19 protein-coding genes and 1 pseudogene are annotated in these 19,069 nt (G+C 63.7%); 13 read left to right on the top strand and 7 right to left on the bottom strand.

Annotation, left to right across the window (positions count from 1 at the left end):
- Positions 1 to 112: 112 nt before the first annotated feature.
- Positions 113 to 1,342, bottom strand: a complete 1,230-nt coding sequence (locus C167_RS0124685) for a PilT/PilU family type 4a pilus ATPase (protein ID WP_017520989.1) — start codon at positions 1,340 to 1,342, stop codon at positions 113 to 115.
- Between the two features lie 185 nt (positions 1,343 to 1,527).
- Between C167_RS0124685 and C167_RS0124680 the strand changes: the two genes are divergently transcribed.
- The 5 genes and pseudogenes from C167_RS0124680 to C167_RS32925 all read left to right on the top strand — a co-directional run bounded on the left by C167_RS0124680 (position 1,528) and on the right by C167_RS32925 (position 5,622).
- Positions 1,528 to 1,806 carry a peptidylprolyl isomerase gene (locus C167_RS0124680; RefSeq protein WP_017520988.1) on the top strand — a complete coding sequence of 93 codons (279 nt, stop codon included), beginning with the start codon at positions 1,528 to 1,530 and terminating at the stop codon, positions 1,804 to 1,806.
- 30 nt (positions 1,807 to 1,836) lie between these two features.
- Positions 1,837 to 2,199 (top strand): MmcQ/YjbR family DNA-binding protein, encoded by a 363-nt coding sequence (locus C167_RS0124675; RefSeq protein WP_017520987.1) that lies wholly within the window; start codon positions 1,837 to 1,839, stop codon positions 2,197 to 2,199.
- Positions 2,196 to 2,753, top strand: a complete 558-nt coding sequence (locus C167_RS0124670; RefSeq protein ID WP_017520986.1) for a putative glycolipid-binding domain-containing protein — start codon at positions 2,196 to 2,198, stop codon at positions 2,751 to 2,753. Before C167_RS0124675 ends, C167_RS0124670 begins: the two co-directional genes overlap by 4 nt.
- 140 nt (positions 2,754 to 2,893) lie before the next feature.
- Complete coding sequence (locus tag C167_RS0124665) at positions 2,894 to 4,075, top strand: MFS transporter (RefSeq protein WP_017520985.1); 1,182 nt, start codon at positions 2,894 to 2,896, stop codon at positions 4,073 to 4,075.
- A 271-nt stretch (positions 4,076 to 4,346) separates the two neighbouring features.
- Positions 4,347 to 5,622: pseudogene (locus C167_RS32925) on the top strand (OprD family porin).
- A gap of 68 nt (positions 5,623 to 5,690) precedes the next feature.
- Here C167_RS32925 and C167_RS0124655 read toward each other — a convergent pair.
- Both C167_RS0124655 and C167_RS0124650 read right to left on the bottom strand, forming a co-directional pair.
- Positions 5,691 to 5,972, bottom strand: coding sequence for a hypothetical protein (locus C167_RS0124655; RefSeq protein WP_017520983.1), 282 nt, complete (start codon positions 5,970 to 5,972; stop codon positions 5,691 to 5,693).
- 157 nt (positions 5,973 to 6,129) lie between these two features.
- Entirely contained in the window at positions 6,130 to 7,080 is a 951-nt protein-coding gene (locus C167_RS0124650; protein ID WP_017520982.1) for a phospholipase D family protein, read from the bottom strand.
- Between the two features lie 246 nt (positions 7,081 to 7,326).
- Here C167_RS0124650 and C167_RS0124645 point away from each other — a divergent pair, with 246 nt between their 5' ends.
- Entirely contained in the window at positions 7,327 to 8,916 is a 1,590-nt protein-coding gene (locus C167_RS0124645; protein WP_017520981.1) for an ABC-F family ATPase, read from the top strand.
- A gap of 124 nt (positions 8,917 to 9,040) precedes the next feature.
- Here the strand turns inward: C167_RS0124645 and C167_RS0124640 are convergent, their stop codons facing one another.
- Both C167_RS0124640 and C167_RS0124635 read right to left on the bottom strand, forming a co-directional pair.
- Complete coding sequence (locus tag C167_RS0124640; protein WP_037006338.1) at positions 9,041 to 10,054, bottom strand: alpha/beta hydrolase family protein; 1,014 nt, start codon at positions 10,052 to 10,054, stop codon at positions 9,041 to 9,043.
- Positions 10,055 to 10,255: 201 nt separating this feature from the next.
- A complete protein-coding gene (locus tag C167_RS0124635; protein ID WP_017520979.1) occupies positions 10,256 to 10,864 on the bottom strand; it encodes an FMN-dependent NADH-azoreductase in 609 nt (202 codons plus the stop codon).
- 131 nt (positions 10,865 to 10,995) lie between these two features.
- On the opposite strand from C167_RS0124635, the gene C167_RS0124630 reads away from it, so the two are divergent.
- Positions 10,996 to 11,901, top strand: a complete 906-nt coding sequence (locus C167_RS0124630) for a LysR substrate-binding domain-containing protein (RefSeq protein WP_017520978.1) — start codon at positions 10,996 to 10,998, stop codon at positions 11,899 to 11,901.
- A 9-nt stretch (positions 11,902 to 11,910) separates the two neighbouring features.
- Here C167_RS0124630 and C167_RS0124625 read toward each other — a convergent pair whose 3' ends face one another.
- Positions 11,911 to 12,621, bottom strand: a complete 711-nt coding sequence (locus C167_RS0124625; protein WP_026079255.1) for a DUF1294 domain-containing protein — start codon at positions 12,619 to 12,621, stop codon at positions 11,911 to 11,913.
- 17 nt (positions 12,622 to 12,638) lie between these two features.
- The gene (locus C167_RS0124620) at positions 12,639 to 13,469 is read right to left on the bottom strand and encodes an undecaprenyl-diphosphate phosphatase (RefSeq protein ID WP_017520976.1); all 831 of its coding nucleotides are present in this window, start codon (positions 13,467 to 13,469) and stop codon (positions 12,639 to 12,641) included.
- Between the two features lie 622 nt (positions 13,470 to 14,091).
- Here C167_RS0124620 and C167_RS0124615 point away from each other — a divergent pair.
- The 6 genes from C167_RS0124615 to C167_RS0124590 all read left to right on the top strand — a co-directional run bounded on the left by C167_RS0124615 (position 14,092) and on the right by C167_RS0124590 (position 19,047).
- A complete protein-coding gene (locus C167_RS0124615; RefSeq protein ID WP_017520975.1) occupies positions 14,092 to 14,544 on the top strand; it encodes a hypothetical protein in 453 nt (150 codons plus the stop codon).
- A 1-nt stretch (position 14,545) separates the two neighbouring features.
- Positions 14,546 to 15,124 carry a hypothetical protein gene (locus C167_RS0124610; RefSeq protein WP_017520974.1) on the top strand — a complete coding sequence of 193 codons (579 nt, stop codon included), beginning with the start codon at positions 14,546 to 14,548 and terminating at the stop codon, positions 15,122 to 15,124.
- A gap of 52 nt (positions 15,125 to 15,176) precedes the next feature.
- Positions 15,177 to 16,172 carry a hypothetical protein gene (locus tag C167_RS0124605; protein WP_026079254.1) on the top strand — a complete coding sequence of 332 codons (996 nt, stop codon included), beginning with the start codon at positions 15,177 to 15,179 and terminating at the stop codon, positions 16,170 to 16,172.
- 75 nt (positions 16,173 to 16,247) lie between these two features.
- The gene (locus tag C167_RS0124600) at positions 16,248 to 16,928 is read left to right on the top strand and encodes a C39 family peptidase (RefSeq protein ID WP_017520972.1); all 681 of its coding nucleotides are present in this window, start codon (positions 16,248 to 16,250) and stop codon (positions 16,926 to 16,928) included.
- Between the two features lie 46 nt (positions 16,929 to 16,974).
- Positions 16,975 to 17,721 carry a hypothetical protein gene (locus tag C167_RS0124595; protein WP_017520971.1) on the top strand — a complete coding sequence of 249 codons (747 nt, stop codon included), beginning with the start codon at positions 16,975 to 16,977 and terminating at the stop codon, positions 17,719 to 17,721.
- Positions 17,722 to 17,772: 51 nt separating this feature from the next.
- A complete protein-coding gene (locus C167_RS0124590; RefSeq protein WP_026079253.1) occupies positions 17,773 to 19,047 on the top strand; it encodes a hypothetical protein in 1,275 nt (424 codons plus the stop codon).
- The last annotated feature ends 22 nt before the right edge of the window (positions 19,048 to 19,069 follow it).

Raw genomic sequence — 19,069 nt, 5'->3', positions numbered from 1 at the left:
GCCCCTGCCGACGGTCGTCGACGAATCGCGCACATGGTCCGCTCCTGCAAGCCAAACCGTCCCCATGAAAAAGCCCCGGCATGCCGGGGCTTTTTCGCGAACAGAGCAAGCCTTACTGGCCGGCTGGCTTCTCCGCGTCTTCCGCTTCGATCTCTTCCAGCGCCAACTCCAGCCCCCAGCTCGAGGCCTCCACCGGCTGCGCGGCCGCTGGCGGCGCAACGGGTGCCGGCGCAGCTGGCTTGGCGGCCGCGGGGACAGCAGCGCTACCGACGCTGCCCGGGTTGTCCTTGTACAGCTTGAGCTTCAGACGCAGGTTGTTCGCCGAATCGGCATTCTTCACCGCCTCTTCCTCGGTGATCGCCCCTTCCACCGCGAGGTCGAACAGCGCCTGGTCGAAGGTCTGCATGCCGAGGGCGCGGGACTTGTCCATGATCTCCTTGATCGAGCTGAAGTCGCCGCGCTTGATGATGTCGCTGATGGTCGCCGTGCCCAGCAGCACTTCCACCGCTGCGCGGCGTTTGCCGTCCTGGGTGCGCACCAGGCGCTGCGAGACGAAGGCCTTGAGGTTGTTGCCCAGGTCGTTGAGCAACTGCGGGCGGCGCTCCTCGGGGAAGAAATTGATGATGCGGTCCAGCGCCTGGTTGGCGTTGTTCGCATGCAGCGTGGAAATCGCCAGGTGCCCGGTGTCGGCGAACGCCAGGGCGTGCTCCATGGTCTCGCGGTCACGGATCTCGCCGATCAGGATAACGTCCGGCGCCTGGCGCAGGGTGTTCTTCAGCGCGGCGTGGAAACTGCGGGTGTCCACGCCCACTTCGCGCTGGTTGATGATTGACTTGCGGTGCCGGTGCACGTACTCGATGGGGTCCTCGATGGTGATGATGTGGCCGCCGCTGTTGCGGTTGCGGTGGTCGATCAGCGCCGCCAGGGAGGTGGACTTGCCCGAGCCGGTGCCGCCGACGAAGAGCACCAGGCCGCGCTTCTCCATAACCACCTTGAGCAGCACGTCAGGCAGTTTGAGGTCGGCGAACAGCGGGATGTCCAGCTTGATGTTCCGCGCCACGATGGAGACTTCGTTGCGCTGCTTGAACAGGTTGATACGGAAACGGCCGACACCCGCGACGGAAATCGCCAGGTTCATTTCCAGCTCACGGTCGAACTCCGCGCGCTGCTCCTCGTCCATCAGCCCATAGCCGATTCGAGCCACGTCGCCGGCCTTCATCGGTTCGTTGGTCAGCGGCTTGAGCACGCCGTTGAACTTGGCACAGGGCGGCGCACCGGTAGAGAGGTAAAGATCCGAACCATCCTGGGTGGCCAGGATCTTGAGCATCGCTTGGATATCCATTGAACTGCATCCGTACGCAAGGTGGCGGCGGGCACTGCCTGTAAGCAGCGTCCTATAAATAAGAATTTGCTTATTGACTCTATGGAGCGCTCCTACGGCCGACAATGCAACCCATCGCGAAATGCGACCTGCATCACTGCTGCCGTACAATGCGGCCCAGACGCTTTCATTCAAGGATCCAACCAATGCCCGTCGCCATGGCCCGACACATCCTGGTCAAGACCGCCGCCGAAGCCGAGCAGCTCAAGCAACGCCTGGCCAAGGGCGAGGATTTTGCCGCCCTGGCCCGCAAGCATTCCACCTGCGCCTCCGGCAAACGCGGCGGCGACCTGGGCGAGGTGCGTCCCGGCCAGATGGTCCGCAGCATTGACCAGGTGATCTTCAAGAAGCCGGTGGGCGTGGTTCACGGGCCGGTCAAAAGCCAGTTCGGCTACCATCTGGTCGAGGTTTACTTCCGTGACTGATAGGGAGCACGACTGATGGATGCGCGATCAATGACGCCGCAACAGATCGCCCGCTTCTGCCTGGATTTGCCCGGCGCCCGCGAAGACATCAAATGGGGCAGCAACCGGGTATTCTCGGTCGCCGGCAACAAGATGTTCGCCATCCTGGATTTTCTCGACAGCGGCAACGGCGGCCTGGCCTTCAAGGTCGGCCCGGAACTGTTCCTGGGGTACGTGGACCGCCCCGGCATCCGCCCGGCACCCTATCTGGCGCGAGCCTTCTGGATCTCCATGCAGCGCCCCTACCCCATGGGCGACGCCGAACTGCGCGAGGCGCTGACCCGCTCTCATCAACTGGTGGTCGCTCGCTTGCCCAGGCGTCAACGCCTGGGTCTCGTACTGGAGCAGCAATGATGCGTACGCTGGTCTGGGAAGGCATCTGGCACGCACCGACGGCCAGTTGGGAATCGCTGCAGTTGGGCGAGCGGCGCGCCGAGAGCCAATTGCGCGCCATCGATGAGGCGGGTGGGCCTTCCTATCAGCTCGACTACCAGTTGGACTGGGACGCCGAATGGCGCCTCAGTGAAGCGCGCTTCAGCGTGGAAAGCGCCCGCGGCATACATCGGCTGCACCTGCTGACCGACGGCGCCGGTCATTGGCGGACCGACCAGGGCGAGACGCTTGTGGCGCTGGACGGCTGCCTGGACATCGACATCTGGCCTTCGCCCTTCACCAACACCTTCCCCATCCGCCGCCTGCCACTCGTCGATGGCGAGCGTCGGGAGCTGGCGGTGGTGTATCTGGAAGCACCGACGCTCAAACCGGTACGAATGCGCCAGGGCTACACGCGGATCGATGCGCATCACTATCTCTATGAGAACCTCGAAGGAACGAACTTCCAGGCAATGCTGACCGTAGATGACGATGGCTTGGTCATCGATTATCCCACCCTCTTCCGCCGGGCCTGACAGACAGCTTTTGTAGGAGCGGACTCCGTCCGCGATTGGTTTGCACACGCCGGATCTGAAAGGTAGTTCGTTAGCTAGCTTTCCTACAGGCTCGACGCGGTCCATCATATGAGGCCACTCGCCGTACCGAACTGCAGCACATGTCCACCGATTCCCGCTCTTGGTCGTCCACCACGCCGCAGGTGGTGTCTGTCGTCCTTTTCACCTTCATCGCCTATCTGACCATCGGCATCCCGCTGGCCGTGCTGCCCGGCTACGTGCACAGCGACCTGGGCTTCGGCTCGGTGATGGCCGGCCTGGTCATCAGCATCCAGTACCTCGCCACCCTCCTTACCCGCCCCTACGCCGGCAGGGTCATCGACACGCTCGGGCCCAAGCGTGCAGTGCTGTACGGCATGGTCGGCTGCGCCGGAAGCGGCGCGCTGATGCTCGGTTCCTGGGCGATGCAGGGGTTGCCGTGGTTCAGTCTCGGCCTGCTGATGGTCGCACGGCTGGTTCTGGGGACGTCGGAAAGCCTGGTCGGTAGTGCCTCGATCGCCTGGGGCATCGACCGCGTCGGCGCAGCGAACACTGCAAAAGTCATCTCCTGGAACGGTATCGCCAGCTATGGCGCACTCGCCATCGGCGCGCCCCTGGGCGTGCTGATGGTCGGCCAGCTCGGGCTGGCCAGCCTGGGCGGCAGCGTGGTCCTGCTGGCCGCGCTCGGTTTCGCCCTGGCATGGCCCAAGCGTGCGGCAGCGCTGGTGCATGGCGAGCGCATGCCCTTCCATCACGTGCTCGGTCGGGTATTCCCCCACGGCATGGGCCTGGCGCTGGGTGGTATCGGCTTCGGCACCATCGCCACCTTCATCACGCTTTATTACGCCAGCCTCGGCTGGCAGGACGCGGTCTACTGCCTGACTGCATTCGGTGGCTGCTTCATCGGCGCACGCTTGTTGTTCGCCAACGCCATCAACCGCCACGGGGGCTTCCGCGTCGCCATTGCCTGCCTGTCGGTGGAAAGTCTCGGCCTGCTCCTGCTGTGGAGCGCCCCGACACCCTGGATCGCCCTGGCCGGCGCGGCACTGACGGGCTTCGGATTCTCCCTGGTGTTTCCTGCACTCGGCGTGGAAGCCGTGGGTCTGGTGCCCGCGTCCAACCGCGGCGCGGCGCTGGGCGCCTACTCGCTGTTCATCGACGTATCCCTGGGTGTCACCGGGCCGCTGATGGGCGCGGTCGCCAATGGCTTCGGCTTCGGCTCGATCTTCCTTTGCGCAGCACTGGCCGCATTCAGCGGGCTGATCCTCAGCCTCTGGCTGTTCCAGCGCTCGTTCTCCCGCTGACCCCGACGACGCGGCAATCTGCCGCGACTTCGCCCATCCGCGGCGATCCGGCTGCCAAAACCGCTGATCAGGTAATCATGACGACAGCGTGACAGGGGCTGGACGAAAAAGTTCGAACCTCTGCTATCATCCCGCGGCGCCGGGGCGACCACGCCTCGAATACAACCAAAAGAATAGGCCAGCACAGGACTCCACCTACCCCGATCACACACTTCGGGGCGGAGAGCTTTTTTCCTCTCGTCGCTGGCGCTGCACCATTAAGGAAATCAAGATGCTGAACCACCGGATCAGTCTGCTCGCACTGGGGATCCTCGCGTCGACCGCCGCCATGGCCGAAGACCAGTCCACTGCCAAGGGCTTCGTCGAAGACAGCCACCTGGACCTGTTCTTCCGCAACGCCTACATGAACCGCGACTACAAGCACGGCCGCGATGACAAGGCCGAGTGGGGCCAGGCCGCCACCGCGACCTTCACCTCCGGCTTCACCCAGGGCACCGTGGGCTTCGGCGTTGACGCATTCGGCATGTACGCCCTGCGCTTGGACGGTGGCCAGGGCAAGAGCGGCGCTGCCGGTATCGATTTCTTCAAGCAGGGCGACAGCGGCGAAGCCGCCAACGACCTGGCCCGTGCCGGTGGCGCGGTCAAGGCCCGCTTCTCCAACACCGTGATCAAGTACGGTGACCAGATGCCGGCCCTGCCGATCCTGAGCTACGACAACTCCCGCCTGCTGCCGGAAAGCTTCACCGGCACCCTGATCACCTCCAAGGAGATCGAAGGCCTGGAACTGAACGTCGGCCTTCACTTCGGAAACCCGCAAGAGCGCCGAGGGGCGTGACAGCGGCGGCCTGAAGCGCATCGACGTGTTCGGCGGCAGCTACAAGTTCACCGACAACTTCAGCGGCTCGCTGTACGGCTACGAGAGCGAAGACGTCGCTCGCAAGCAGTACATGAACCTGAACTACGTCATTCCGGTGGCCGACAAGCAGTCCCTGACCCTGGACTTCAACGGCTACCGCACCCGCGTGAACGAAGACTTCGCTGCCGACAACGGCATCGATGGCACCAAGAACACCATCTGGAGCCTGTCGGCCGCCTATAACATCGGCGTCCACACCTTCATGATCGCGCACCAGCGCAACAACGGTGACTCCGGCTACAACTACGGCTGGTACCAGAACCAAGGCGGCCTGGGCGATGGCGGCACCACCATCTGGCTGGCCAACTCCTACTGGTCGGACTTCAACGGCGAAGACGAGCGTTCCTGGCAGGGCAGCTACAGCCTGGACTTCTCCGAGTACGGCGTACCGGGCCTGAGCTACACCGTGGCCTACGTCTACGGCGACAACATCAAGACCGCTGAGACCAGCAACGGCAAAGAGCGCGAAATCTTCAACCAGCTGAAGTACGTCGTACCGAGCGGCCCGGCCAAGGACCTGTCGGTCAAGCTGCGCGGTTCCTGGCTGCGCGTATCCAATGACGCCCGCTCCTACAACGACGACGGCAACGAAGTGCGCGTCTTCGTCGAGTACCCGGTCAACATCTTCTGATGACCTGATCCGACTCGAAGAAAACGCCCCGTGGCAGCGATGCCGCGGGGCGTTTTTCATCGTGGCTGCTATTCGACGCTGCGCCGCCTGGAGTGCCACGGCATGGGCGGCAACGCCATGCGCAGGATGTGGAAGCACAGCAGCAGGATCAGCGCGCCGGCCGCGAAGGATCCAAGGCGCTGGACCGGTTCGAGTGTGTCATTGAGCACATTGAGAAACAGCATCGCGCTGCCGCCCAGCATGCAGGCGAGCAGGAATGCACAGAGTATGTAGATCTTCAGCGTCAACAGCCGCCAATGCCAACGCATACGGCGGCGGACGGGGACTTCATCGGGGGGAAGTTGCGGCATGGTCCTTTGCCTCCTGACAGGTTTCTGACGGGCTCACGCAACTGCGGCATGCGACGTCGAGATACTGGCAGGATGCTAGCCGTGCGCGACCTGATTGCCAAGGCGCGCAGCCACGGACCGCCGGGTCACCGGCTACGCGCCGATGAACGGCGAGCGCTTAGCGCACAACGCTATTGATGTCATGGCGGTTGAGCGAAGTCCGCATTTCCTCGTACCACTCGGGAATCACGTCCCGCAGGCGCTCCTTGGCATCTTCTAGCTTGAACGGCTGGGTGTAGCGCTTCTTGCGGTAGGAGTAGATGTAGTAGGTGCCGTCGCGGTAGAGGATGCGGTCGAAGGTGTAGAAACCGATGTGCGTGCCGTTGCAGCGCGCGGTCAGCACCATGTCGCCCTCTTCGTAGGGCAGCACACCCTCGGCACATTCATAGGTGAAGAACTCGCGCACGTCATCCCAGTCCACGCCGTCGCTGCTGGCGTGCAGGAAGGCTTCGGCCTTTTCCTCGGAATCGTCGGAGTGGTCGCTGTACCAGATGAACAGCGGGATGCTCTGGTTGGTCTCGTCGCCCAGCCAACTCTCACCGTCCAGGTACTGTGCGCTACGCGCAAGGCTCGCCTGCACGCGGCGGTGGCTCTGGCGATAATCTTCCAGTTGCTCGTCGAACGCTGCTGTGTCTTCGCCCAGTACCACGCCTTCCACGCTCTTGATCTCGGCCACCCGCGCCAGGTAGTCGGCGTACAACGACGCGTCCTGGATGACGGTACAGGTGTCGCGGGTCAGGCTCAGGCCGATCTCGGTGAAGTTGGCGCTACCCAGGATGACCACATCCGGTTCGATCAGGATCAGCTTCCAGTGCACGCTGTTCTGCGCGCGGAAGTCGACGTGCAAGGTGACGTTGGGACCGGCATCGCGGACGCAGTAATCGATGAAGTCCGGCGAGGTGAAGGAGTTGATGGTGCCCACCAGCAGATCAAGGCGATTGCCCTTCTCCGCCAGAGTTTCGATCAGTGACTCGGTTTCACTGGCGGAGGCCGAGACCACGGTGATCAGCTTGTTGCTGACCTGTTCCAGGTAATGCCTGAGCGAATGTTGAGCGTTTAGGATTTTCATACAGCCCCCACCAGAATTCTGAACACCGAATTCTGATGCAGGACAACGGGGGGTTTCAACTGTCTGATATCGCCATACGCCCGCACAACGGGCGCTGCAGCGGCAAAGCATGCAGCGCGGGCACCGCTGTGGCATAATGAGCGGCTTTGCCAGACGCCTGTCGACCTCGGTCGACAAGAACGCCTTCCCTGCCCGCCTGCGCCGTCTGCGCCCGGCGCGCACCATGTCCAGCCAAGGGTCAGTCAGTTGATTTCCACCGCCAATATCACCATGCAGTTTGGCGCCAAGCCGCTGTTCGAGAACGTTTCCGTCAAATTCGGCAACGGCAACCGCTACGGCCTGATCGGCGCCAACGGTTGCGGCAAGTCCACCTTCATGAAGATCCTCGGTGGCGAGCTGGAGCCGTCCAGTGGCCAGGTGATGCTGGAAAACGGCGTACGTCTGGGCAAGCTGCGCCAGGACCAGTTCGCCTATGAAGACTTCAGCGTGATCGACACCGTGATCATGGGCCACGAGGAACTGTGGAAGGTCAAGGCCGAGCGCGACCGCATCTACTCCCTGCCGGAGATGAGCGAGGAAGACGGCATGGCCGTGGCCGAACTGGAAGTGCAGTTCGCCGAGTTCGACGGCTACACCGCCGAATCCCGCGCCGGCGAGCTGCTGCTGGGCCTGGGCATTCCGCTGGACCAGCACTTCGGCCCGATGAGCGCCGTGGCTCCGGGCTGGAAGCTGCGCGTGCTGCTGGCCCAGGCGCTGTTCTCCGATCCGGACCTGCTGCTGCTGGACGAACCGACCAACCACCTGGACATCAACACCATCCGCTGGCTGGAAAACGTCATCACGGCGCGTAACAGCACCATGATCATCATTTCCCACGACCGCCACTTCCTGAACAGCGTCTGCACCCACATGGCGGACCTGGACTACGGGGAGCTGCGCCTGTTCCCGGGCAACTACGACGAGTACATGACCGCGGCCGAACAGGCCCGAGAGCGCCTGCTGTCGGACAACGCCAAGAAGAAAGCCCAGATCGCCGAGCTGCAGACCTTCGTCAGCCGCTTCTCGGCCAACGCCTCCAAGGCCAAGCAGGCCACCAGCCGTGCGCGCCAGATCGACAAGATCCAGCTGGAAGAGGTCAAGCCGTCCAGCCGCGTCAGCCCGTTCATCCGCTTCGAGCAGCACAAGAAGCTGCACCGCCAGGCAGTGACCCTGGAGAAAGTCAGCCAGGGCTTCGACGGTGTCGCGCTGTTCAAGAACCTGAGCCTGCAGGTGGAAGCCGGCGAGCGCATCGCCATCATCGGCCCGAACGGCATCGGCAAGACCACCCTGCTGCGCACCCTGGTCGGCGAGATGGCGCCCACCTCCGGCGAGGTGAAGTGGACCGACAGCGCAGACGTGGGTTACTTCGCCCAGGACCATGCCGAGGACTTCGAGGACGATTACAACCTGTTCGACTGGATGGCCCAGTGGACCCAGGGCGGCGAGCAACTGGTGCGCGGCACCCTCGGCCGCATGCTGTTCTCCAACGACGACATCAAGAAGTCGGTGAAGGTGATCTCCGGTGGCGAAAAGGGCCGCATGCTGTTCGGCAAGCTGATCCTCAAGCGCCCCAACGTGCTGGTGATGGATGAGCCGACCAACCACCTGGACATGGAATCCATCGAGGCACTCAACCTCGCGCTGGAAAACTACCCCGGCACCCTGATCTTCGTCAGCCATGACCGCGAGTTCGTGTCCTCCCTGGCCACCCGCATCATCGAACTGTCTGAGAACGGCGTGACCGACTTCAGCGGCACCTACGACGACTACCTGCGCAGCCAGGGCGTGATCGTCTGACCTGCGCCCCGCCGTGACGAAAAAGCCCCGCCAATGCGGGGCTTCTTCTTTTCCCTGCGCTGGCGTCAGGAGCGGCGGGGGCCGGTTCGCGAGCAAGCTCGCTGACGAAAAACACACGCAATGCTCAGCGGCCGGAAGTCTGCATCGTCGCGCTTCCGAGGCTGACGTCGAAGAACTCCGCCGCCGAGGCGGCCAGGTCGCGGTGGATCGCCTTGCGGTCCAGCCCCTGGGTGTCGGCACACAGGTCGGGGGTGGCTTCCATTTCCTCATCCGAACAGGGCGACATGAAGACGAAGTGCCCTGCCCCGTCCAGCACCCTCAGGTCCGCCTGCTGCGGCAGCTTGCGCGCCAGCGCGGCGGCGTTTTTCTTCCAGTCGAGGATATGGTCGTTGTTGCCGGTGTAGAGCAGCACGGGCACCTGCACGTCCTCCAGCTCATGGACGCCGTACATCAGGCTCAGCGGCGCGAGCAGGAGCAAGGCGCCAACGCGCGGGTCTGCCATGGGCACCAGATCGTTCCGGTCGGCGCGCACCTCACCCTTCTCGCTGCAGGCGTCGCGGTCGTCGGGGTGCCGCTGGCAGTATTTGATCAGCCGATCCAGCCTGGGCTGTGCGCCGGCCAGGATCAGCGCGGTTTCGCCACCCGCCGAATAGCCAATCACTCCGACCTTGCGTGGATCGGCAATGGCCGCAACCTTCGGATCGAGCAGTGCGGCACTGATGGTTTCCGACACCTGCAATGGCCGCCCATACAGGTTGCTCACCGCGCCCAGGCGGCTGTGGTCATGCAGGTTGTCGCCGGGATGCAGCAAGGTCACCACCACGAAGCCCTTGCGCACCAGTGCCTGGACCAGGTCGCGGTGGGCCAGCGGGGTGCCGTAGTTGCCGTGGGACATCACCAGCAGCGGGAAGCGGCCATTGGCGGTCTGCCCCTCGTAGGCGACATCGAGGATGAAGTTGCCCAGGTGCAGCGGCTGTTCGGGGGCGCGTGTAGGGTAGAAAGCGATGGCCTTCATTGGCTGCTGGTCCAGTGGATCGCTCACCTGCAGGCGGTGAAAACCCACATTCCAGCCCTGTGCCGCCCAACTCGCGGTACTGAAGGTAACGAGCAGCAGCAACCAGAACAAGCGCCTCGCCATGGTGCAATTCGCCCCCGATGTGTCCCCGGATCAGGCGCCACGAGGCCTTGTTGGTGAATGCTCAGCCCCCCGGGCGCCGCCTGCAGGAAATCACTGCATAGTACGCGCCAGTCGGGCTCGCTCCGCGTCCGCAGACAGGCGGCGCTGTCCGGACACAAAAACGCCCCGCATGGGCGGGGCGTTTTCTTCTCAGGGCAGCGATCAGGCAGCGGCGAACTGGCTGGCGATGCTCGCCTGGGCGCCGGCGATGGCGTTGCGGCGGGGTTCGTCGCCATAGGCCAGGCCTTCAGCACGAACGACCTCGATGTCGGTGATGCCGAGGAAGTTCAGTACCAGTTCGAGGTAATTCTCGTGGGCGATGCCGGAGGGTTGGCCTGCATGGATGCCGCCGGCGGTGGAGACGATGATCACCTTCTTGCCGCCCGCCAGGCCTTCCGGGCCGTTCTCGGTGTAGCGGAAAGTCTTGCCAGCGACGGCGATGCGGTCGATCCAGGCCTTCAGCTGGCTGGGAATGGAGAAGTTGTACATCGGAGCACCGATGACGATGGCATCGGCGCCGAGGAACTCTTCGATGCTCTTCTCGCCCAGGGCGGCTTCGTGCTTCTGCGCAGCATCGCGCAGCTCTGCCGGAGTGCCGGCGGCAACCAGGCTGGCGGAGGACAGGTGGCTGATGGCGTCGGCGGCCAGGTCACGGTAGGTGACTTCGACGCCCGGCTCGGCGGCGGCCCAGGCAGCGACCAGTTCGGCGCTCAGTTGGCGGGAAGCGGAGTTGTCGCCGAGGATGCTCGAGTCGATATGCAGCAGTTTCATCTGTGTTCTCCAGGAAGGGTGCCACGTGGGTTGGCGGAGGCATTTGTCGTTGGAGGCAAGACTACGCATGTGGCCAATCTTCGATAAGTCGGCAAAAATGCAATGATTCGTCTCATCAGCAGGACAATCCCATGCAGGACCTCAATGACCTCTTCTATTTCGCCAAGGTGGTGGAAGCTGGAGGCTTCGCCGCCGCCGGGCGCCTGCTGGGCCTGCCGAAGTCCCGCCTGTCGCGGCGTGTAGCGGAATTGGAAGCGCGCCTGGATGTGCGCCTGCTGCAACGCACCACGCGAAAACTGGCGCTCACCGACCTCGGCGAGCGCTATTACCGGCACTGCCAGGCGATGCTGGTGGAAGCCGAGATGGCGGACGAAGTGGCCGCACAATTGAGCGCGGAGCCTCGCGGACGGGTGCGCCTTTCGTGCCCGGTGGCACTGGCGGAAACCTCGCTCAACGAAATGCTGCCTGGGTTCCTCGCGGCTTACCCGCAGGTGAATCTGGAGCTGATGCTGACCAACCGCCGCGTCGACCTGCTCAATGAGAGCATCGACGTCGCGCTGCGCGTGCGAGCGCCGGGGGATGAAGACCTGTCGCTGATTTCGCGGCGCCTGCGTCGGGCCAAGACTGCGTTGGTCGCTGCACCTTCATTGCTCGAGGGCGTCGATCTGCATCAGCCGGAGGACCTGGCCGCCCTGCCCGTTCTCGGCGCCATCGATAACGACCGCCGCGTGCACATGAAGCTCACTGGCCCGCTGGGAGAAGTGAAGGAACTGGCATTCGAGGCGCGGCTGGCCGTGGAGGATTTCAACCTGCGCAAGAACGTGGCGCTGGCAGGGCTGGGCGTAACGACACTGCCGTTGCATTACTGCACCCAGGAGCTGGACGACGGTCGTCTGGTGCGCGTGCTTCCCGCCTGGAGCGAGCCGGAGGCCTACCTGCAGGCGGTGTATCCGCACCGGCGCGGCATTCTGCCGGCGGTGCGGGCGTTGCTCGATTATCTGGAGGAAGGCTTCTCGAAAGACGATTGGCCCGTCTGAAGACAGCCCTTACGCCGAAGTCGCCGCCAGGCCCATCAGTGCGCCGATCCAGCCCAGGAGGCGGCCGCCGCTGAGCCAGTCGACCCAGAACAACTGGTGCAGCAGGACGATGGACCAGAACACCAGCTGGAAGGACAGCTTGCGGGTCTTGTGGCGAAACACCTGTTGAGCGAGAAAGGCGCCCGGCCAACCGCCGAGCAGTTCCAGCAGATGCAGGCTTTGTTCGGGGGTGCGCCAGTCGTTGCGCTCGGCGCTGCGCTTATCCCGCCAGTAGGCGAGGAAGGCCAGGACGCTGAACACCGGATAGAGCAGCAGGAACCAGACGAAATAGCTGTCCTTCAGCCAGAGCACCGAGCCGATGACGGGCAGCGCCAGCAGCACCGCAAGGACTGCCAGCGCCTTGCCCAGGGAGCGTTTCGGGGCGCTGGGAAAGGCCACTTCGCGGCCGCTGCGAACGCGCTCGCGGGTGGCCGCGGCGACCGGCTTGCGGCGGATCGCCGGGGTATCGATGGCCAGCCCGGCAAGACGGGCGTGGTCGGCGCGGGGGCGGCCGTCCTTGCCGGTGCCTTCGACATAGCAGACCTGGTCGCCCGCTTCCGGCCGGCGGTCGCCGCGGAAGTCGGAAATGTGCAGGAAGACTTCCTTGCCGCCGGCCTGGGGACGGATGAAGCCGAAGCCCTTGTCATCGTCCCAGCGGCTGATGGTGCCGTTCTTTTCCACGTTCACTCGCTATCGGATCAGGGTTTGACGCTGCTCCAGTCGATCAGGGCGAACTGCCAGGTCGCCAGGATCAGCAGGCCGAACACGATACGGTACCAGGCGAAGGCCGCATAGCTGTGGTTGGCGATGAACTTCAGGAGCCCGCGCACGGCGATCATGGCAAAGATGAACGAGGTGACGAAGCCGATGGCGAACACCGGCAGGTCCGCGGGCTGGAAGATGTCCCGGTACTTGTAGCCCGAGTAGACCGCAGCGCCGACCATGGTCGGCATGGCGAGGAAGAAGGAGAATTCGGTGGCCGCCTTGCGCGACAGGCCGAACAGCAGGCCGCCGATGATGGTGGCGCCGGAGCGCGAGGTGCCCGGAATCAACGCCAGGCACTGGCAGCAACCGACTTTCAGGGCCTCCTTCCAGGTCATGTCGTCCACGGTTTCGGATTGGATCACGTGCTGGCGCTTCTCCGCCCAGAGCATGATCACGCCGCCCACCACCAGCGCCACGGCCACGGTGATCGGGTTGAACAGGTAATAGTGGATGTAGTCGGCAAAGGCCACGCCCAGCACCACCGCCGGGAAGAAGGCGATCAGCAGGTTGACCGTGAAGCGCTGCGCCTTGCGCTGGGTAGGCAGGCCGCAGACGATATCGAGGATCTTGCGGCGGAACTCCCAGACCACCGCCAGGATGGCTGCCAACTGGATGATGATGTTGAAGGCTTCGGCGCGCTCGCCGCCAAAGCCGATGAGATCCGCCACGATGATCTGATGGCCGGTGCTGGAAATCGGCAGGAACTCGGTAAGCCCCTCGACCACGCCCAGGATGAAGGCCTGAAAGGCGCTCCACAAATCCATGCTACTTCCCCCGCGAGGCACACTGGCTCGCACACTTCTAATGGTTATTCCGCTGCCAGCTCCCGGCGCGCCGGCGCCGCAGCGGCGTCGGCATGCTAATGCATTGCCTGCGGATGGCTATGAAATTCACAAAAATTTCTCGCAACCAGCGCCCGCAGCGGAGATGTTGGCAGTTCGGTAAAAAAGCTCGGCTGTCCTCGCCCGCCAGATGCAGACAACGGTGAACCCAACCGGTTCGTGCCATCATGCAAAATGCCTAATTCCTTGAAAACACAGCGCTACGCAAATACCCGAAAGGTTAAGAAACACCCTGTTGTGTTAGCCCGGTGACACACTGGACCGCGCGCAGACGCAGCGCTCAGCAGCTTGCCCGTTTTCGCCCAGCGTTGTGTTTCAGCCAAGCGACAGAATCCGCCTCGATTGTGCTTTGCCCCCGTACCAAGGCTCTCGCCACGGTTTTCCGCGCTCGTTCCGTATCAGCCATGAAACGCGCCGCGCCGTGATGGCGCGCATGGCGTTACGCCATGTCATTGATTCTGAATAGCTGTATAAAAGCGGCACGCCCCCTGCTCCACCCTGGTACCGCTGGTTAGGGCTCAGCGCACCAAGAAGGATCGCCATCATGGGGAACACCGACTCACGGATAGCCATCATCCTCGTCACGCTTGCCTGCGGCGCGGCCAGCGTATCGCTGTTCCCTGTCGCACTCGCCGGCGACGGCACCATCGTCCTGCAACGCCAGGTGCAACCCCGCGTCGCCACGCGGCCGACCGACATTCCCGACCCGAACCCTGTCACCGTCAACCCGAACATCTCCGAGCAGGTCGTGCGCCAGACCGGCAACGCCGAGTTGAGCGACAGCGACTTCGCCGGCGTCACCAGCGGCTCGAGCCTGCAGCGGCACATCCTGCCCGGCGGTCAATTGGTGGGCATGGACAACGGCGCCAACCAGGCTCTCAACGGCAACGCGCTGGGCGCCGGCGCGGCAGGCGGGGGCGCCGGCATCTCCAACTCGGTGAACCGCACCGTACAGCAGGGACTCTCGCCCCTGCGCATGCTGACGGGGGACCGCTGAGATGAACGCGCGCCTGCACGCTCTTGCTCTCCTGATCTGCAGCGTCTCGGCCCTGGCCGCGGATCCTTCGATGATCAACAACGCCAGCATCGACAGCGCCGTGCGCAATTACCGAGGCGTCGCCAGCGTTAACCAGGCGGCTGGTGACGCGCAGCAACAGGCCAACGGACGCGCCATCGCCATCGGCAGCAATGCCCAGGCCACCACTGAGTTCCGGCAAGTGGTCAACGCCAAGGTCGACCTCGGCCAGGCGGCGTCGGCCAGCATCGCCGGCAACGCCTTCAGCAACGGCAATGGCGCACTGGGCGTGAACCAGGCCGCCGGCACCGCCAACCAGCAAGTGAACGCCATGCGGATCAGCGTCAGTGCCGTGCCGCAGAGCGTCGATGACAGCGTGCTTTCCCAGCAGAACGTCGCGCTGCCAGTGAACTCAGGCTCAACGGATTCCACCACGGGCAACCGGCAGGTCGTCACCAGCGACCAGGCCTTTGCCGGCAGCCGTGGCGTCGTGCAGATGAGCCAGAGCGCCGGGGTGGGCAATCGCATTGCCAACACCCTGAGCATCCGGGTCGCGGACTGACCCACGCCAACTCCTAAAACACTAAGCACGCCAACAAGCAAGGAGATACACCATGAAACCGACAATGGCTCTCAAGCCACTGGTTTTCGCCGTCGCAGCGGTCATGGCTGTAGCAGTGCACGCGGATAACCGTAACAACAACGGTCACGGCCATGGCAACGGCCACGGTCATGAACAACATCAACCCAAGCCTCCGTACGATCCCTACAAGGACCCGCGGATCGACGCAGGCGCCAGCGCCACGGTGGAGGACACCCAGGAGAGCAGCGACAACACCGTCGTCAACATGGGCACCAAGAACACCGCTAACGTCGACGGATCGCTGGGGAGCGCATCCGGCAACGTGGGTGTCAACGTGGCCGGCGGCGACCTGAACCAGCAGGCCAACGCTGCCGCGCTGGCGACCGCGGATGAGAAATTCATCTTCGGCTCCGCCTTTGCCTCCACCGAAGTGACCCAGACCAACACCGGCAACACAGCCCTGAACCTGTCCACCACCAACAAGGCGACGCTCAACAACTCGGCGAATGGCGCGTCCGGCAACATCGGCATCAACGTCGCCGCCGGCAACTACAACCAACAGAAGAACGACATGGCCGCTGCCGTCTCCGGCGGCGCCACTGCCGAGTCCTACAGCGGTGCAACCCAGACCTCCACGGGCAACACCGTGGGTAACGTGGCCTTCCTGACCTACGAGAAGGAAACCCTGAAGTCCGAGTTCAAGGCCCACGGCACCTACAAGGGCGCTGGCACCGGCTACGTGGTCGACGAGGCCGGCTATGGCGGGCACGACAGCCGCAATGGCGGCGGCAAGACCGACAAGGATCCGCTGTTCTTCGTCGAGGCCGGCACAGTCGACCTGAAGGGCCAGGCCACCTACCAGGTCCTGGTCCCCACTGGCTGGAAGGACCCGGTCAAGAACGACGCCAACCTGAGCAACTCGCTCAACAACGTGTCGGGTAACGTCGGGGCCAACGTCGCGGCAGGGGTCGGCAACCAGCAGAGCAACTCGCTGTCCATCGCCGCAGGCTGCAAATCCTGCCTGTAGCGACACGGCGTAGCACCTGGAGGCTCCGGCAACGGAGCCTCCCTTCTCCGCAAGCCATCCGAAGGCGTCACGATCATGCGTACGTCCGCCCTGCTTTTGCTCGCCCTCTTCAGCCTCACGACGCAGGCTGCGCAGCTCCCCTTCGCCGTCCTTCCCGGCGGGGCGATGGCCTACAAGCAGGTCGAGAGCATCCGCGAGCGCAAGTTCAGCAACCTGGTCCAGCAGAAGACCGACTTCAGCTGCGGCGCTGCCGCGCTAGCGACGATCCTCCGCCAGGCCTATACGCTGGACGTGGACGAGGAGTTCGTGATCAAGGGGATGCTGGTGCGCGCCGACCCGGACCTGGTGCGCACCCAGGGCTTCTCGATGCTGGACATGAAGACCTACCTCGAAGGCATCGGCATGCGCGCACGCGGGTACCGGATCCCGCCGGCGTCCCTGGAGAAGCTGACGATCCCGGTGATAGTGCTGATGGACATCCGTGGCTACAAACACTTCGTCGTGATGCAGAGGGCCTACAAGGGCTACGTCTATATCGGCGACCCGGTGCTCGGCCACAAGCGCTTCACCCAGGAAGATTTTCTCAAAGGCTGGAACGGCATCATCTTCGCCGTCATCGGTCCGGGCTACGAGCAGGCCAATGCCCTGATGAACCCGCCCGACCCACTGACGGCCAGGGACCGAATCAACGCGTTCAGCCCGGTCAAGGATGCGGAGCTCATGGAATTCGGCTTCATCCAGAGCGACTTCCTCTAGGACCGCACAAGAACGGAAGGCAGGAATCCTTCCGGGGAGAACCCCAATGAAAGTGATCCCATTGCTTGCCGCCACCTGCCTGGTAGCCTGCCTGCCGGTCCAGGCGGAAAGCGTCTTCAAGCCGATCGAGTTGAAGGATCAGGAGCTGGCCCAACTTCGCGGCAAGTACGTGATGCCTGGCCGGGTCATCAGCTTCGGCATCGTCATGAGCAGCACCTGGAAGAACGCCGTGGGCGACAACATCGGCGCCAGGGTCAGCATGCAGGTCCAGGAGTCGACCATCAAACCGCAGTTCTACGTGACCACCATCGATGAACCAGCCACCGGCAACCCGGCTCCGCCCGCGGCGGGCACTGGCACCGTTACCGGAGGCGCCGGACTCAACCAGACCCAGGGCGTCACCCAGAGCGTCCGCGCGGCAGGCGACTACAACACGGCCGCCAACACCGTCAGCATCGATGTCAAGGAAGCCAACCAGGCGCCGCCCATGGCAGCCCCGCAAGGAACGCCGCTGGACGCCACCCCCGTCACCGCCAGTAACGGCGCCGGCACCGTCAGCGTGACGGCGGGCAATGGAGGCATCCAGCTGGCGATCAACGCCAACGGCCAGGGCGCCGCCATGCAGCAACTGGCCGCCGGCGGGCTGCTCCAGGCCGCGCAGATGGTGGGCGGGAATAATGCCGTCAACAACCTGGCACAGCTCAGCGTGGTACTCAAAAACAACCTTCCGTCGTCTGGAGCGCTGGACTGCAATCTCGACCAACTCAAAGGGCTTCGCACCATGGGTATGTGATTTCGCTCCAGTGCGACTGTGAGGTCCAACCTAAAACAAGGACAGCGCGCCATGCACCGATCGCTCTCGCTAGGAACTGCAATCTGTGTATCCGCATTACTCCCCTCGACCTTCGCCGCCGCAGCGACGGAGGCCGAGGTGGAGACGTTGAAACAGGAGCTGCTGGAACTCAAGCAGCGCTATGAGGCGCAGCAGAAGGCGCTGATGGTGCTCGAGCAACGGGTCAGGCAGGTCGAGGAAGCACCGGCCGCACCCGCCCAGCCCAAGCGTCTGGTCACCTCCACCGGCAAGCCGACGCCGCCGGGAACCGGCACTACCGTCGCCTCCAGCGGCAGCTCCTATGGCGAGTCGCTCAAGGACGACGCCGGCCCGCCCAAAAGCGTGGAGAACCTCTACGATGAAGCCAGCGGATTCTTCGGCAACGGCGCTTTCAGTTTCGAGACCGGTATCACCTACACCCACTACGACACCAAGCAACTGATCCTCAACGGCTTCCTCGCACTGGACACGATCTTCCTGGGCAATATCGGCGTGGACAATATCAATGCCGACAACTGGACCCTGGACCTCACCGGCCGCTACAACTGGAACAACCGCTGGCAGTTCGACATAAACGCCCCCGTCGTGTACCGCGAGAGCACCTTCGAATCGGCCGGCGCCGGCAACTCCACCGCGCAGTCCACCGACGAGAAGGTCACTCGCGACCCGACCCTGGGCGACGTCAACGTCGGCATCGCCTACAAGTTCATGGACGAGACCGAGTCACGCCCCGACGCGGTGGTGAGCCTGCGCATCAAGGCCCCCACCGGCAAGGAACCCTACGGCATCAAGCTCAAGCGCGCCTCGGACAACGACAACCTGAACGTGCCCGAGTCCCTGCCCACCGGCAACGGCGTCTGGTCGATCACGCCCGGCATCTCGCTGGTCAAGACCGTCGACCCCGCCGTGTTGTTCGGCAGCTTCTCCTACACCTACAACCTCGAGGAATCCTTCGACGACATCAGCCCTACCCAGGGCGTGAAGCAGAAAGGCAAGGTCGATCTCGGCGACTGGTTCCAGATCGGTGCAGGCGTAGCTTTCGCCCTCAACGAGAAGACCAGCATGTCGTTCTCCTTCTCCGACCTGATCGCCCAGAAGAGCAAGATCAAGGCCGACGGCGGCGACTGGACCACCGTCACCGGCAGCGACGCCAACGCGGCGTACTTCAACTGGGGCCTGACCTACGCCTGGAGTCCCAACCTGACCATCGTGCCGAACCTGTCCATCGGCATCTCGCCGGATGCGCCGGATTTCAGCTTCAGCGTGAAGTTCCCGTATTACTTCTGAGGGCTCGGCTGTCCTGAAAAGG

It is taken from the genome of Pseudomonas nitroreducens TX1, assembly GCF_000313755.1.
Taxonomy (GTDB): domain Bacteria; phylum Pseudomonadota; class Gammaproteobacteria; order Pseudomonadales; family Pseudomonadaceae; genus Pseudomonas; species Pseudomonas nitroreducens_A.
This window is presented reverse-complemented; position numbering and strand designations above follow the sequence as displayed.